15 protein-coding genes and 1 pseudogene are annotated in these 15,079 nt (G+C 69.7%); 4 read left to right on the top strand and 12 right to left on the bottom strand.

All coding sequences use genetic code 11. The features are described from left to right. Positions 1-70 precede the first annotated feature (70 nt). From EW117_RS30025 to EW117_RS04280, 7 genes and pseudogenes are all read right to left on the bottom strand, one after another. Positions 71-310: a hypothetical protein gene (locus EW117_RS30025; RefSeq protein ID WP_242504076.1), complete on the bottom strand. Its 240-nt coding sequence runs from the start codon at positions 308-310 to the stop codon at positions 71-73. Beyond that, positions 261-530, bottom strand: a pseudogene (locus EW117_RS30030) (aldo/keto reductase); the annotation flags it as partial. The gene EW117_RS30025 and the pseudogene EW117_RS30030, both read right to left, overlap by 50 nt. A 4-nt stretch (positions 531-534) precedes the next feature. Then, the gene (locus EW117_RS04260; RefSeq protein WP_129784033.1) at positions 535-1,383 is read right to left on the bottom strand and encodes an amidohydrolase family protein; all 849 of its coding nucleotides are present in this window, start codon (positions 1,381-1,383) and stop codon (positions 535-537) included. Beyond that, complete coding sequence (locus EW117_RS04265; RefSeq protein ID WP_129784035.1) at positions 1,380-1,706, bottom strand: L-rhamnose mutarotase; 327 nt, start codon at positions 1,704-1,706, stop codon at positions 1,380-1,382. Before EW117_RS04265 ends, EW117_RS04260 begins: the two co-directional genes overlap by 4 nt. 2 nt (positions 1,707-1,708) lie before the next feature. Then, positions 1,709-2,617, bottom strand: coding sequence for a carbohydrate ABC transporter permease (locus EW117_RS04270; RefSeq protein ID WP_242504077.1), 909 nt, complete (start codon positions 2,615-2,617; stop codon positions 1,709-1,711). Next, on the bottom strand, positions 2,604-3,566 hold the full coding sequence (locus EW117_RS04275) for a carbohydrate ABC transporter permease (RefSeq protein WP_165362458.1): 963 nt from the start codon (positions 3,564-3,566) through the stop codon (positions 2,604-2,606). The genes EW117_RS04270 and EW117_RS04275 overlap by 14 nt, the downstream gene beginning before the upstream one ends. Further along, on the bottom strand, positions 3,563-4,939 hold the full coding sequence (locus tag EW117_RS04280; protein ID WP_129784037.1) for an ABC transporter substrate-binding protein: 1,377 nt from the start codon (positions 4,937-4,939) through the stop codon (positions 3,563-3,565). Before EW117_RS04280 ends, EW117_RS04275 begins: the two co-directional genes overlap by 4 nt. Positions 4,940-5,089: 150 nt before the next feature. Here EW117_RS04280 and EW117_RS04285 point away from each other — a divergent pair, with 150 nt between their 5' ends. From EW117_RS04285 to EW117_RS04300, 4 genes are all read left to right on the top strand, one after another. Continuing rightward, a complete protein-coding gene (locus EW117_RS04285; protein WP_242504078.1) occupies positions 5,090-6,184 on the top strand; it encodes a C-terminal binding protein in 1,095 nt (364 codons plus the stop codon). Further along, the gene (locus EW117_RS04290; protein WP_129784041.1) at positions 6,181-7,209 is read left to right on the top strand and encodes a zinc-dependent alcohol dehydrogenase; all 1,029 of its coding nucleotides are present in this window, start codon (positions 6,181-6,183) and stop codon (positions 7,207-7,209) included. The genes EW117_RS04285 and EW117_RS04290 overlap by 4 nt, the downstream gene beginning before the upstream one ends. Further along, entirely contained in the window at positions 7,206-7,967 is a 762-nt protein-coding gene (locus EW117_RS04295) for a glucose 1-dehydrogenase (RefSeq protein WP_129784043.1), read from the top strand. The genes EW117_RS04290 and EW117_RS04295 overlap by 4 nt, the downstream gene beginning before the upstream one ends. A 125-nt stretch (positions 7,968-8,092) precedes the next feature. Beyond that, positions 8,093-8,893, top strand: a complete 801-nt coding sequence (locus tag EW117_RS04300; RefSeq protein WP_165362460.1) for an NmrA family NAD(P)-binding protein — start codon at positions 8,093-8,095, stop codon at positions 8,891-8,893. A gap of 373 nt (positions 8,894-9,266) precedes the next feature. On the opposite strand, the gene EW117_RS04305 is transcribed toward EW117_RS04300, so the two are convergent. From EW117_RS04305 to ald, 5 genes are read right to left on the bottom strand one after another with little or no spacing between them, the layout of a single operon-like run. Continuing rightward, complete coding sequence (locus tag EW117_RS04305; RefSeq protein ID WP_129784047.1) at positions 9,267-9,980, bottom strand: SDR family oxidoreductase; 714 nt, start codon at positions 9,978-9,980, stop codon at positions 9,267-9,269. After that, positions 9,977-11,392, bottom strand: coding sequence for an aspartate ammonia-lyase (locus EW117_RS04310; protein WP_129784049.1), 1,416 nt, complete (start codon positions 11,390-11,392; stop codon positions 9,977-9,979). The genes EW117_RS04305 and EW117_RS04310 overlap by 4 nt, the downstream gene beginning before the upstream one ends. Next, on the bottom strand, positions 11,389-12,480 hold the full coding sequence (locus tag EW117_RS04315) for a tartrate dehydrogenase (RefSeq protein ID WP_129784051.1): 1,092 nt from the start codon (positions 12,478-12,480) through the stop codon (positions 11,389-11,391). The genes EW117_RS04310 and EW117_RS04315 overlap by 4 nt, the downstream gene beginning before the upstream one ends. Further along, complete coding sequence (locus EW117_RS04320; RefSeq protein WP_129784053.1) at positions 12,477-13,973, bottom strand: NAD-dependent succinate-semialdehyde dehydrogenase; 1,497 nt, start codon at positions 13,971-13,973, stop codon at positions 12,477-12,479. The genes EW117_RS04315 and EW117_RS04320 overlap by 4 nt, the downstream gene beginning before the upstream one ends. A 20-nt stretch (positions 13,974-13,993) precedes the next feature. After that, positions 13,994-15,070, bottom strand: a complete 1,077-nt coding sequence (gene ald / locus EW117_RS04325; RefSeq protein WP_129784055.1) for an alanine dehydrogenase — start codon at positions 15,068-15,070, stop codon at positions 13,994-13,996. Between the last annotated feature and the right edge of the window lie 9 nt (positions 15,071-15,079).

Below are 15,079 nucleotides of genomic sequence, written 5' to 3' on the forward strand. Positions count from 1 at the left end.
GGTGCGCCTCGCACCATCCGGCATCCGGGGGCCTTCGTCATCCCCGCCAGGTGCCCTCCTTAGCGCCTCATCAGCGAAGTACTGCGGGGTCCAGCAGGCCCGACTCCACCAGCTCCGACCAGAGCTCGGCCGGCACACCCTTGTCGTGCCTGTCGAGGTTCGCGTCGAGCTGTGCGGCGTCGCGCGCACCGAGCGCCACCGCCGCGACGGCGGGGTGCAGCAGCGGCAGCTCGACGGCGGCGGGCAGCGTCGTCCCGTGCCGTTGGCTCGAGTCGCCGCCCCACCTTCGTCGAGACGACGTACTCCGCACGGGGACGGCCCTTCAGCGCGGCTCCCAGCCGGCGTTCCGACAGCCCGAGACCGTAGTGCGGCGCCGTGTCGAAGTACCGGATGCCGCGCTCCCACGCGCGGTCGACCGTCGCTGTCGCGTCCTCGTCCGTTGTGGCGCGGCCGAGGTTGCCGAGTGTCGCGGCCCCGAACCCGAGCTCGGTCAGCCGCAGTCCCGTGGCCCCGATCGGGCGCGATGGCAGGGGGTCATCGCGCGAGCCCGTAGATTCGGGCGGTGTTCTGCCCGTCGATGGCCGCCTTGTCGGTCGCCGGAAGGTGGTCGGTGAGGTCCAGGTAGGCCTGCAGCCACGCCCCGTAGCCCCCTTCGAGCTCCGCGAGCGGCCAGTCCGAGCCGAACAGCAGGCGGCTGGGACCGAACTTGCGCAGCGCGTGGTCGATGACCGGGCGCAGTCGTGCGGTGGTCCATCGGCCCGGCTCGTCCTCCGTCACCAGTCCCGACACCTTGGCGACGATGTTCGGCCGCTCCGCGACCAGGGCGAGGTCCCGGGCCCAGTCGACGAGCTCCGTACTCCGCAGCGGCACCTTCCCCAGGTGGTCCAGGACGAACGTCGTCCGCGGATGGTCGCGCACGACGTCGGCGGCCTGCGCCAGCTGACGGTGGCCCACGAGGATGTCGAACGTGAGCCCGAGCGGAGCGAGCGCCTCGAGCCCGCGCCCGACGTCGTCGCGTGAGAGCCAACGCTCGTCGTCCTCTTCGAACGTGACGTGCCGGATCCCGACGAGCTTGTCGCCCCCGGGCCCCGCCCTCAGCGTGGCGACCTGCGCGGGCACGTCACCGGTGAGGTCGACCCAGCCGACCACGCCGGCCACGGCGTCCAGCTCACGGGTGTCGTCCAGGAGGTCGGCCGTCTCCTCGATGTCGTTGACGGCTTGGACCACGATGCAGCCACCGACACCGTTGCGGCCCAGCTCGTCCACCGCCGACGCCGGGGGGAAGTCCTTGTCGATGCCCGCCATCGTCTCGGGGTCGATCCAGGGCTGCGGGTGCTTCGCGCGCTCCCACACGTGCAGGTGGGCGTCCAGGGTCTGCCTCATGCGAGGTGCCAGACCTCCTCGAGCCGCCGCCACCTGTCGCCGGGCCGTGCCTCGCGCCCGAAGGGCACCTGGCACGGGTCCGTGTGGGCAAGCCACTCCTTCATCACCGGGTCGGCGTCCACCTGTGCGATGTCGGCCTCGTGGTCGTCGCCCGTGTACTCGTAGTAGCCGAACAGGGTGTCCTCGATTTGGAAGATCGAGTAGTTGGTGACGTGGTGGGCGGACAGCGCCGCTTCGACCTGCGGCCAGACCGCCGCATGCAGCCGCAGGTACTCCTCTCGCCGCTCGGGCACCATGTTCACCGCGAATGCGAAGCGTTGCACGTCTACTCCTTTGTCCCGCCAGCCGTCAGGCCTGCGACGAGGAACCGCTGGGTGAACAGGAAGATCAGCAGCACCGGGGTGACCGAGACCAGGGTCGCCACCGCCAGCGTCGGCAGCTCGATCGTGGTCACCCCGACAGACGTCGGGTTGAAGGCCGGCACGTTGCTGAGCATCTCGGTGAGGCCCACCTGTATGGGTGCCGCAGGTCCGGGCACGGTCAGGAACGGCAGGAAGAAGTTGTTCCAGTTGGCCACGAAGCTGAAGAACCCCACCAGCGCGATCACCGGAAGCGCCAGCGGCATCGCGATCCTGCGGAACACGGCAACCTCCCCGCAGCCGTCGATCCGCGCGGCGTCGAGCAGGTCGCGGGGGACGCTCGTGGAGAAGTAGATGTACGTCAGGTACACCCCGAACGGATAGAACGAGAACGGCAGGATCGCGGCGAGAGGAGTCCCGATCAGGTTGACGGCGGAAAGCTCCAGGAAGACCGGGAGCACCAGCGCGGTGTTCGGGATCAGCATCACGACCAGGGTCGTCGTCAGGAGCACCTTCCGTCCACGGAAGTCGCCGAGGGCGAGGGCGTAGCCGGCCGGGATCGTGGTCACCAGGGTGATCACGAGGGCGGCCAGCGAGTAGTACGCGGAGTTCCCGAGCCAGCGGAGGATGATGCCGTCCTGGAAGTGGACCAGCGCGTTCCAGTTGGCGGCGAGGTCCCCGAGGGTTCCCGGTACGAATGGCCCTGTCGTGATCAGGTCGTACGGCGACTTCCCAGAGGCGATCAGCAGCCACAGCATGGGCACGACGAAGAAGAGGAGGAAGAAGACCGTGACGACGACGGCGAACGCGCGTCCGAGCCAGTCCCCCGGACTGAGATCGTGGCGGGGTCGTGTGCTCTTGCTAATCGCGCTCAAAGAGGCCTCCTCGGACGACGAAGAACGTGCTCAAGCCGAGCGACACCACGAGCAGGATGACGGCGATGGCTGACGAGCCGTTGAGATCTTGCTGCTTGAACGCGTACAGGTAGGCGAGCTGATTCAGCGACCAGTCCGAAGGCACCACCGCGTGGCTGGCCTGGGAGAGCACCCGCGGCTCCACGAACAGCTGCGCACCAGTCGCCAGAGACATGACGGCCATGTAGGAGATCCACTTGCGCAGCATCGGCAGCTGGATATGCAATGCGGTGCGCACCACACCTGCCCCGTCCATGCGCGCGGCCTCCAGCACCTCGTCCGGGATGCTGTTGAGCGCGCCGTACATGACGACGATCCAGCCCCCGGCCCCTGTCCAGAACGCGATGATTGCGAAAACGACCGGCAGGTTGGCTGGCGAGACCGTCTGGACGAACGTCTCGAACCCGAAGGCGCGCAGCACGGCCGCCACCGGGCTCACGGAGGGGTTGAGCACGAACAACCACAGCACCACCGACGACGCTCCGGCCAGCGCCCCCGGGATGTAGTAGACGAACCGGATGCTCGAGCTCAGCCAGCGCCGCCCGATGCCGTGGACCAGCAGCGCCAGGAGCGTGACGAGCACCAGCAGGGCGACAAGCCAGACCAGCAGGAAAGCGCCCACGTGGAGGACCGCGGGCCAGAACCTGAAGTCGCCCACCACCCGCGTGAAGTTCGCGATCCCGGCGAACCGCCCGTCACCGTCCAGGAACGCGATGAACACGGCATACAGCGTGGGCAGCACACCGAACGCGAGGGCGAGCAGGGCGTAGCCGGAGACGAAGACGTAGCTGACCCGCGACCACCGTCCGGTGACGGTCCTCTGCCTGCTCGTCGGGCGCCGTCGCCGGCCCCCGCGAGGGGAGCCGGCGGAAGCGTCGGTCAGCGACCGCTCGGCCGATGACGTGGTCACTGGATCGTGTACCCGTTCACCTGGGCCTCGTTCTCGATGGCCGCCTCCCACTCCGACAGCAGGTCGACGAGGCTCTCACCGGCCGCCAGCTTCGGCGTGACCGTCTTGGCCCAGACCGCCTCCTGGCTGAATCGCGGGTAACCCCAGCCGTCCCAGACCTGGGTCGACGCGGTCGAGACGTTCTCCGCGAAGTCGCCGGCGAAGAAGCCAGCCTCGGCCTGCTTGGCGAGCCACTTGTCGGCCGCAGCCTCGTACGCCGGAAGCCCGGACGCCAGGTCCACCTGGTAGCGCTCGTCGCTCGTGACGAACTCGAGGAACTTCTTGGCGGAATCCAGGTTCGCGGAGTGCTGCGAGATGAACCACGTCCCGCCGCCGACGTTGCCGGCAACCGCGTCTTCACCCTCCCACGCGAGAGGCAGCCCCGCAGCGATCGTGCCAGGCTTGGCATTGAGAGAGTCCGGGTTGCTGAAGAGCGCGCCCGAGTACCAGACGGGTCCGGGAAGCATCAGGACCTTGCCGGTGTACTTCTGCACGAACTCCGGGCTGAAGACGTTCTCCTGCGCCAGGACGCCCGCATCGAGCAGATCGTCGATGATTGCCGCCATGTCCTGCGCGTACGGGTCGGACGTGTCGGAGCTGAGGGTGTTGGCGTCCACCACGGTGTTTACCGGAGCTTTGGCACCCCAGAAGTAGATCTCCTCGGCGAACGCGTCACCAACACCACCGATGATGTACCCGGGGTGCTCGGCCGCGACCTTCTCCCCCAGCTCCTGGTACTCCTCCCATGTCGTGGGCACCGTGTAGCCGAACTCGTCCATGAGGCTCTGGTCGTACCACGTCACGGTCGGCGCGAGGTCGTTGCGCAGGCCGTAGACCGTGCCGTCCACAGTGAGCGGCGTGAGGGCTCCCTCGGTGAACCCGTCCAGGAACGACTGCTCGAAGTAGCCCTTGTTGAGCGGCGCAGCAAAGGGCTCGTCCCCCTGGCTGGCCCAGGCCGCGTCGTTGTTCTGCGTCGAGAACACGACGTCGGGCCAACCACTCCCGGCCTGGTTGAAGGCCTGGACCTTGGTCTGGAACGAGCCCGAGCCGTCAGCCCCGCCGTCGTACGTCTCCACAGTGATCGGGATCTCGGGATAGGCCGCCTTGAAAGCGTCCGCGGCCGGCTGCCGTGAGGCGTCGACCCAGACAGTGATGGGGGCGTCGGCCTTCTGCTCGACGATCGGGAACCCGTATTGCGAGTCCGGCTCTTCGGCCGTCGAAGCACCCGGTGTGCAGGCAGCCAAGGCGAGCATCGATGCGCCGAGCACAGTGACCAGTGCGACCGACCTCGTGGGGATCCTCGTCAACCGCTCGCGAGTGTGCGGTGTAGTCATGGCTCTGTTCCTTCTTCCTCGGAGAAACACACGGCACCGCACTGGCGGAGCCTCACCGAAGTAGATCATACATGTGACGTTTCCTCCAAGTCCCGCTACCCTTCGGAAGCGGCGCACCGCTGCGTCACCCGACCACCTCAGGAGGCACCAGTGCCCAGAACTGAACATCCCCGCGTCGAGCACGCGGATCACCCCATGCCTCGTGCCGGCTCCGTGTCGCGCACGAGCGCGCGGCCGGAGACGCCGGCAGGCGTGGAGGTGCTCGTGCCGGGGGCACCGGGCGCGCCGGTGGTGCTGATCACCGAGTGCGACCACGACACCTTCGACGCGGAGATCGCCGTCGCACGGCAGGGCGGGGTGGAGCTGCGGCTGGCGCAGGCGCGCACGACGGAGGAGCTCGTCACCGCGGCCGCCGGTGCCGCCGGCCTGGTGGTGCAGTACGCCGAGATCAGCGCTGCGGTGCTGGACGCCCTGCCGGGGCTCCAGGTGGTCTCCCGGTACGGGGTGGGAGTCGACTCGGTCGATGTCGCCGCGGCCGCCGCGCGGGGCGTCACGGTGTGCAACGTGCCGGACTATGGCACGGAGGCCGTCTCCGACCACGCGATCGCGCTGGCACTGGCCGTATCCCGGGGCGTCGCCCGGCTGGACCGCGGTGTCCGGGCGGGGCGGTTCGACCTTCAGGCGGTGCGGCCGGTGGGCCAGGTCCGCGGATCGGTGTTCGGCGTCGTCGGCGTGGGTCGCATCGGACACGCGACGGCGCTCAAGGCACGCGGGCTGGGGTACGAGGTGCTCGGGTTCGACGTGCTCGCGCCCGACGACGACGGCGAGCTGCACGGTGTGCCCGTGGCGCCCCTCGACGAGGTGCTGCGCCGGGCCGACGTCGTGTCGCTGCACACCCCGTTGACGGCGGCGACCCACCACCTGGTCGGGAGCCGGGAGCTGGCTCTGATGAAGCCCACGGCGGTCCTGGTGAACACCAGCCGCGGCGGCGTCGTCGACACCGACGCCCTCGTCGCCGCGCTGGGCGAAGGCCGCCTGCGGGCGGCCGGGATCGACGTCCACGAGGAGGAGCCCGTACCGCTGGGACATCCGCTGACCCGGCTCGAGAACGTGACTCTCACGCCCCACCTGGCCTGGTACACGGAGGAGTCCTACACCGAGCTCAAGCGCCGCACCGTCGAGAACGCGGTGGAGGCGATCGCCGGGCGGGTGCCCCGGAACGTGGTGACGGAGGAGGCCCGATGACGACGTCGATGCAGGCCGCGGTGTGGCAGGGACCGGACGCGATCACGGTTGAGCGGGTTCCCGTACCTGAGGTGCCCGCCGGGTGGGCGCTGGTCGAGGTCGAGTACACGGGCATCTGCGGCACCGACCTGTCGATCCTGCACGGCACCCATCCGCGCGCGCAGGCAGGGATCGTGCCGGGGCACGAGATCGTGGGCGTGGTCGCCGACGGCGGGACCACGGGGCTCGCCGTCGGTGACCGGGTGGTGGCCGAGCCCCTCATCTCCTGCGGGCACTGCTTGGCGTGCCGCTCGGGCAGCACGCACGTGTGCCGCGACCTCAAGCTGTACGGCATCGACGCGCCCGGCTCCCTGGCCGGGTACGTGGCGCTGCCTGCCTCGGCGCTGCACGTCGTCCCGGCGGGTGTGCCAGCGCGGCTGGCCGCGCTGGTCGAGCCGCTGGCCGTGGCAGTGCATGCCGTCGCCCGCTCGGGCCTGCGGGCAGGTGACACCGTGGCGGTGCTCGGCGGAGGCCCGATCGGGGCGCTGACCGCGCTCGTCGCGACGCACGCCGGCGCCGGGCGCGTGGTCGTCGGCGAGCCGCGCACCTGGCGGCGGGAGGTGATCGCCGGGCTGGGCCTTGACGTGGTGCCGGACGGCGTGGACGCCGCCGCCCACGTCGCCTCACTGACTGCCGGCGAGGGCGCCGACGTCACGTTCGACGCCGCGGGACACCCTGCGGTGGCCGCTCAGCTGCCCGGCGTGTCCCGCGTGCTGGGCCGCATCGTGATCGTGGGCGTGCACAAGCAGCCCGCGCCCGTCGACCTGCAGGCAATCTGCTTCAAGGAGCAGACGCTCGTGGGGGTGCGCGTGTACACCCACGAGGACGTCGCACAGGCAGTGCGCTTGGTCGCATCCGGAGAGCTCGGGCTCGAGCGGCTCCCCGTCGCCGAGTTCGCGCTGGAGGATGTGGCCGCGGCGTTCGAGTCCGCGGCGGCAGGACAGGACAACCTCAAGGTGCTGGTGCGTTCGGGCGGTGCGCAGTGAGCGGCGCGGCACCGTTCTCGCTGGCCGGGAGGACCGCCGTCGTGACAGGCGGCGGACGCGGCCTCGGCGCTGGCATCACCGCCGCGCTGCTGGAGGCCGGAGCGGATGTCGTCGTGCTGGCCCGCCGCGACCTGCCGCAGGATCTGACGGAGACGGCCGACGCCCTGGGACGCACGATCGAGCTGGTGTCCGTCGACCTGGCCGACGGCGAGGCCGTCGGCGAGGCGGCCCACGACGTGCTGGCCCGCCACCAGGTCGACGTGCTGGTCAACAACGCCGGTGTGCAGGGCCGGTTTCCCGCAGCCGAGTTCCCGCTCGACGCGTTCGACCGGGTGCTCGACGTCAACTTGCGCGCGGTGTTCCAGCTCGCGCAGCGGTTCGGGCGCCCGATGCTGGAGCGTGGGGACGGTGCGATCATCAACCTCGCCTCGCTGCTCAGCTTCCAGGGTGGCCTGAACGTCGCCGCCTACGCCGCGTCGAAGGGTGCGGTGGCGCAGCTGACCAAGGCCTTGGCCAACGAATGGGCCGGGCAAGGGGTGCGCGTCAACGCGGTGGCACCGGGTTACATGACTACCGAGATGAACGAGGCCCTGCTCACGGACCCGGTGCGGCTCGAGCAGCTCTCGGCCCGGATCCCCGCTGGACGATGGGGCACACCGGCGGACATCGGGAACGTCGTGGTGTTTCTCGCCTCGGGCGCCGCCGGGTACGTGCACGGGCAGGTGCTCGCTGTCGACGGTGGGTGGATGGGACGCTGACCGCCGGTGTCCGCGGACCCGCATGTGCCCGAACCTGTCCGCCGTGTGGTGATCGATTCGGTCCCCAGATGGCGGGAGACCGCGGCGATCGGGGTGCCACCAGCGAGCGTCCACGACGTGGCGGTGTGGCGCAGGTCGCGCGCCCCGCCCAGGTGATGGTCGGCGATCTCGCCGAGCCCGACGATGTCCGCCGCGCGGTGGACGGGGCGGACGCGGTCTTCGCGGTCCCGGTCGGCGGTCCCGACGAGGCAAAGAAAGCCCGCAACGGCAGGCTTCTCATCGAGGCGGCCCGCGAGAGCGGTGCGCGCCACTTCGTCCAGACCACCGTGGCTGCTCTGCCCGCGCACCTGGGATTCGGCGACCCCGGTACCGGATACAGCTTCGAGCCCTACACCCGTGCGCGCCTGGAGATCGAGGAGACCGTACGCGCGGCCGGGTTCCGACACTGGACGATCCTGCAGCCGGTGGCATTCATGGAGAACTTCACGGGGGATAAAGCGCGTTTCATGTACCCCGGGATGGCCTCCGGCCGCCTGGACTCGGCACACCATTCCGACGCCCGCGTCCAGTACATCGCGACCCGCGACGTCGCCGCTTTCGCCGTGACTGCCCTCGAGAACCCGGAGCGCTTCACCCACCACGACATCGAGCTGGCCTCACAAGCCCTGACCATGGGCGAGATCGCCGCCGTACTCGGCGAGGAGACCGGCCGCTCGTACACCCACCGCACCCTCACTCCCGCAGAGGCCGCGGACGCGGGCATCCACGCGGGCATCGTGCACAGCCATCTGTGGGACAACAGGATCGGCTATCACGCACCGCTCGCGGACGACCAGGAAAAGCAGTGGGGCATCCGCCCCCTCACCTTCCGCGACTGGGCACGAGCCAACCATCAACACCTGTCCAGCGGACAGGACCCTCGTTGACGAGGCACTGTCCGGCGTGGTGAGCCCGGCCCGGTGGCTCGCGGGCGCCCTGCCGGCGAGCCACCGGCCACACTGCCACACAACACACCCGCGTCGCCCCTTCACATGGGAGCGCCGAGAAGGCCTCCCGGACAGCGCGTTCTCGAAAGGACTACGCGCTCGTCCAGATGTCCTCCAAGAAGCCTGCCCGTCGACCGACGAGAAAGGAACCATCACATCTCTGGATGTCTCGACCCGAAGGCTCGACTCCAGCTTCCGCAGGCCGACCGGGCCGGGATCGCAAACGCCCCCGGGCTGAGGGCCGCTCGCCGGCACAGTTGCCGCCCCAGCTGTACGTTGAGGCTCTGACCTGCACGAACGGTATCTGTTGTCGTCACCACACGAGGGCCTGCCGATCGAGGAAGAACTGTCCGGTCGGTCCTGAGTCGGGCAGCGTGGCCAGCCAGACCGGCGTATCTGCTCCCAGTTCGACCGCGCGCTCGCCATTGGGACTCATGTCGGTCCTGGTGTACCCGGGTGAGGCCGCATTGACCAGGACACCGGTGCCTTCGAGCTCGGCGGCCAGCGTCCGGGTAAGCATGTTCAGCCCAGTCTTCGAGATGCGGTAGGCGGGCGAGGCCGGCGACCGGGTCAGCTCGAGCGATGCCATCGTGCTGCTCAGGTTGACGATCCGGCCGTAGCCCTGCGCCCGCATCGACGGGACGACCTCGGCGCAGCACCGCCAGGCGCCGAGGAGGTTCGTCTCCAGGGTGCGCCTGATGCGCGCGAAGTCCGGCGAGGACGGCCGGTGCTCCGGGCCGTCGACGGCGACGCCCGCGTTGTTAACGAGCATGTCGATCCTGCCGTACTGGTTCCGGACGTGCTGAAACGCCGCCTCGACGGAAGGCCCGTCCACGACGTCGAGGGCCAGGGCGCTGACCGCACCGGGGTACGAGGCGTCCAGCGATCGCGCCTCCTCGTTGGCACGGTCGGCATCTCGGGCGGTCAGAACCACGTGGTGGTCAAGGCGGGCGAGCTGACGGCAGATCTCGAGTCCGATCCCGCGGTTCCCCCCGGTGACCACCGCTACCCTTCGCGTTCTGCTCACCGGGCGGCCATCCTCGCTTCGTCTTCGATCTGCCGGACCTGGACGTCGTCGAGCAGCCCCTTGCTGACGGCCAGCTCAAGGAGTCGCCCACTGCCCGAGCCCGCCTCGGCGGCGAGCCGGCTTGCCTGTGCGTAGCCGAGTACCGGGCTCAGGTGGGTCACGGTGACGAGGGAGTCCGGCAAGAGGTTCGCGAGGTGCTCCCGGTTGGCGGTGATACCGGCGACGCAGCGTTGCGCGAGTGCACGCGCGGCCGCGGCGAGGTGCGCCGCACTGTCCAGCAGCGAACGCGTGATCACCGGCCCGAACGCATTGAGCTGGAGCTGTCCGGCCTCGGCAGCGAGCGTCACGGTCAGGTCGTTGCCGATGACCTCGAACGCGACCTGGTTGACGAGCTCCGGGATGACCGGATTGACCTTGCCGGGCATCATGCTCGACCCCGCCTGGACGGCCGGGAGACTGATCTCGTGGAGGCCTGCCCGTGGGCCGGACGTCAGAAGCCGAAGGTCGTTGCAGATCTTGGAAAGCTTGATGGCCGTTTTTCTCATGACGCCGGACAGGTGGACATACGCCCCGGTGTCCTGAGTCGCCTCGACGAGGTCCGCCGCTGAGCACAGCCCCGGGATGCCCGTGATGCTCCTCAGCTCGGCAAGGGCGTGGTCACGGAATTCGGGATGCGCGTTGAGCGTCGTCCCGATCGCGGTTCCTCCCAGGTTTAGCTCGCACAGCTGTTGGCGGGCGTCGGCCAGCGCGGCCTCCTCCTTTGCCAGCATGCCGGCGAAAACGCGGAACTCCTGACCCAGCGTCATCGGGACGGCGTCCTGCAGCTGGGTCCGACCGAGCTTGACGATCGTGGAGAAGTCCTCCGCCTTGGCGGCGAAGGTCCCCTGCGCGAGCTCCAACGACTCCAGAAGATCTCCCGCGGCTCGGTGCAGCGCGAGCTTGACTGCCGTGGGGTAGACGTCGTTCGTGCTCTGTCCGAGGTTGACGTGCTCCAGCGGATGCACGACGTCGTACGCTCCCCGCTCCCGCCCGAGTCGCTCGAGGGCGAGGTTGGCGATGACCTCGTTCGCGTTCATGTTCGTCGAGGTGCCGGCCCCGCCCTGGAGGGGATCGACGACGAACTGGTCGTGGTGCTCACCCCGGCGCACCTGCTCGCAGGCTCCGGCGATCGCCGCGGCGATCGTAGGGTCCAGGCGTCCGCACCGGCGATTGGCCACGGCTGCGGCCTGCTTGACCGCGGCCAGCGACTCGATCAGGAGCGGGTAGCGCTCGAGCGTGTCCCCGGTGATGTCGAAGTTTGCCACCGCACGGGCGGTATGGACGCCGTAGAGCGCCGAGGCGGCTACGGCAAGGCCGCCGAGCAGGTCGTGCTCGAGCCGAATCTCGACTGCGGTGTCGACGCCGGCACTCATGAGCGTCCCTCGCTCGTGGTGGCGAGAGCGTCCAGGCAATGGCGTGTGATGGCGTCCGTGACCTCGATCGTGGTGGCGGTGCCGCCGAGATCCGCGGTGCGGATGCCCTCGGCCAGGGCCGACTCGATGCCGTCGACCAGGATCTGGGCACCGAGTGACTCGCCGAGGTGCTCGAGCATCATGGCTGATGCCCAGATCTGACCCACCGGGTTCGCGATGCCCCGGCCGGCGATGTCGGGTGCGGACCCGTGCACCGGCTCGAACATCGACGGGTACTGCCGTGGCGGGTTCAGGTTGGCGCTCGGGGCCACGCCGATCGAGCCGGCGACCGCGGCCGCGAGATCGGAGAGGATGTCGCCGAAGAGGTTCGACGCGACGATCACGTCGAGCGACCTGGGCTTGAGTACGACCCGGGCGGCCAGCGCGTCGATCAGGACGCTCTCGAGCGTCACGCCGGGTCGAGCGGCGACGACCTCCCTGACGATCTCGTCCCAGAACGGCATCGTGTGGATGATGCCGTTGGACTTGGTCGCGGAGACGAGGCGCCCCTGGCGTCGGCTCGCCAGGTCGACGGCGTACTCGGCGACCCTCTCGATCCCGGCCCTGGTGAAAACCGCCTCCTGGACGGCCGTCTCCTCGGGGCGCCCGCGGTACACCCGACCGCCGATCTCCGAGTACTCCCCCTCGACGTTCTCGCGGACGACGGTGATGTCGAGCTCGTCCAGACCGGCGATGGGCGAGATCACACCCGGGAGAATCCGTACAGGGCGCAGGTTGACGTACTGCTGGAAGTCCCGGCGGATCGGGATCAGCAGGCCCCAGAGCGTGACGTCGTCCGGGATGTCGGGCGCGCCGACAGCGCCCAGCAGGATGCCGTCACCGGTGGCGAGCTGGTCGACGCCGTCGACCGGCATCATCCGGCCGTAGGCACGGTAGTGGTCCGAGCCCCACTCCCGGTCACGCCACGTGACCGAGAAGCCCAGGGCGGGAGCGATCGCGTCGATGCAGGTGATCGCCGCGGGCATCACCTCCTGACCGATCCCGTCGCCCGCGATCACGTCGACGGTGTACGTACGCCGACCGCTCATGGCCGCACCGGTATCGAGATGTACTTGGTCTCGAGGAACTCGTCGATCCCGACCCGACCGCCCTCGCGCCCGAGGCCGGACTGCTTCACGCCGCCGAACGGCGCCGAGGGGGTCGAGACGATGCCGGAGTTGATGCCGACCATGCCGACCTCCAGGCGTTCAGCCACGTTGAGAGCGTTGTCGAGGTCCTGGGTAGCGACGTAACCGACCAGACCCCACTCGGTGTCGTTCGCCCGGCGGATCGCGTCGTCGAGGCTGGTGAAGGTCTGGATCGCGGCGACGGGCCCGAAGATCTCGGTGGATGCCAGTGCGCTCAGTGGGTCGATACCGGCCAGGACCGTCGGCTCCACGAAGAACCCGGGTCGGTCGGGGCGGCCGCCACCGACGAGCACCGAAGCGCCGCGGTCCACGGCGTCCTCGACCAGCGTCCGTACCTTTTCCCGGCTGGCCGCGTCGATCAGCGGTCCGACGTCGACCCCGTCGTGCGTGCCGTCACCCACTGTCAGGGCGCCCATGCGTTCGGCCAGCCGTCCCGCGAACCCCTCGGCAACGGTCTCGTGCACAAAGAACCGGTTGGCGGCGGTGCAGGCCTCGCCCATGTTCCGCATCTTCGCCTGGAATGCCGCATCGACCGCTCGGTCGAGGTCCGCGTCCTCGAGCACGAGGAACGGGGCATTGCCGCCGAGCTCCATAGAGGTGCGCAGGACGTTGCGGGCCGCCTGAGCGAGCAGGATCTTGCCGACCTCGGTGGACCCCGTGAAGGACAGCTTGCGGATGATCCCGCTCTCCAGCATCGGCGTGACGACCTCCGCCGCCCGGCTGGTGGTTATGACGCTCAGCGCGCCGTCCGGGAGGCCGGCCTCGGCGAGAATCTCGGCGAGCGCCAGCGAGCAGAGCGGTGTCTGCGGAGCAGGCTTCAGGATGCTGACGCAGCCGGCCGCGATCGCCGGACCGAGCTTGCGGGCCCCCATGGCCAGCGGGAAGTTCCAGGGGATGACCAGCAGGGAAGGACCAACCGGCTGCCGGACCTGCAGGTTCCGCGCGGCTCCGTCGGGACGGTGGGCATAGCCGCCGTCGATCCGGACCGCCTCCTCGGCGAACCAGCGGAAGAACTCCGCGGCGTAGGCGACCTCGCCGCGCGCATCGGCCAGCGGCTTGCCCATCTCCAGCGTCATCAGGAGCGCGAGCTGCTCGGTGCGCTCGATGGTCAGCTCGAACGCGCGGTAGAGGATCTCCGACCGCGTCCGGGCGGAGGTGCGTGCCCAGGACTCCTGAGCCCGCTGCGCCGCCTCCAGAGCCGCAAGGGCGTCCTCCGCACCGGCGTCCGCGACCTCCGTCAGCACCTCTTCGGTGGCGGGGTTGACCACCGGCATCCGATCTTTGCTGGCGGCGGCAACCCACCTGCCGCCGAGGAAGAGGTCTCGGGGCACGCCCGCCAGCACCTCGGTCACGTCGTTGGTCGCGCGCGCTGGCGCGACTTCTGTCCGGGTCATTTCTGTCTCCTTCTCCGCGATCAGCGGAACGCCGCGGCGACGGCGTCGTGGGTGATGGTCCCGGCCCGGGTGTTGAGGCCGCTCAGCAGGCCCCGGTCGCGGTCGAGCGCCTCGTCCACGCCGAGCCCGGCGAGGCGGCGCACGTAGGTCAGGGTCGCGTTCGTGAGCGCGCGGGTCGATGTGCGTGGGACTGCGCCTGGCATGTTGGCCACGCAGTAGTGGGTGATGCCGTCCACCACGTAGGTCGGCGCGTCGTAAGTGGTGGGCCGCGACGTCTCGAAGCAGCCCCCCTGGTCGATGGCGACGTCGATGAGGAGGGCACCGGGCTTGAGCAGGCCGAGGTCGTCCCTCGCGAGGAGCTTGGGCGCGGCGGCTCCAGGCACGAGCACGGCTCCGATCACGACGTCGGCGTCCCGGAGCGCGGAGATCGCCGGTCCACCTGTCGACTGCAGAACCTGCGCGGAGCTGCCGAAGAGCTCCTCGAGCTCGCGTACCCGGCGCGACGAGGTGTCCAGGATGGTCACGTCGGCCCGCATGCCCACTGCGAGCGAGGCCGCCTGGGTGCCGACGACACCGCCGCCGAGCACCGTCACCTTGGCGGGCGGGACGCCGGGCGAGCCGCCGAGCAGCAGGCCGGGTCCACCGTGCGGGTGCATGAGGTGCTGCCCTGCAGCGTGGGCGGCAAGGCGCCCGGCGACCTCGCTCATGGGCTTGAGGAGCGGCAGCCCACCACGGTCGTCGACGACCGTCTCGTACGCGATAGCGGTGACACGGTTGTCGAGGAGCGCCTGGGTAAGCTGCCGGTCGGCGGCCAGGTGCAGGTAGGTGAAGAGGACGCTCTCCTCGCTGAGCCGGTCGTACTCGGCGGCCACCGGCTCCTTGACCTTGACCACCAGCTCCGCCGCCCAGGCGTCGTCGGTGCTGACGACCTTGGCCCCGGCCTGTTCGTAGTGCTCGTCCGGGATGCCCGATCCGACGCCGGCGCCGCGCTCGACGAGCACGTCGTGACCGTCCGTGACCAGGGCGCGTGCCCCGGCGTCCGTCAGCGCCACGCGGCGTTCGGCCGGCTTGATCTCCTTGACCACTGAGATACGCATGGATTCTTC

It is taken from the genome of Promicromonospora panici, from assembly GCF_900608595.1.
Taxonomy (GTDB): domain Bacteria; phylum Actinomycetota; class Actinomycetes; order Actinomycetales; family Cellulomonadaceae; genus Promicromonospora; species Promicromonospora panici.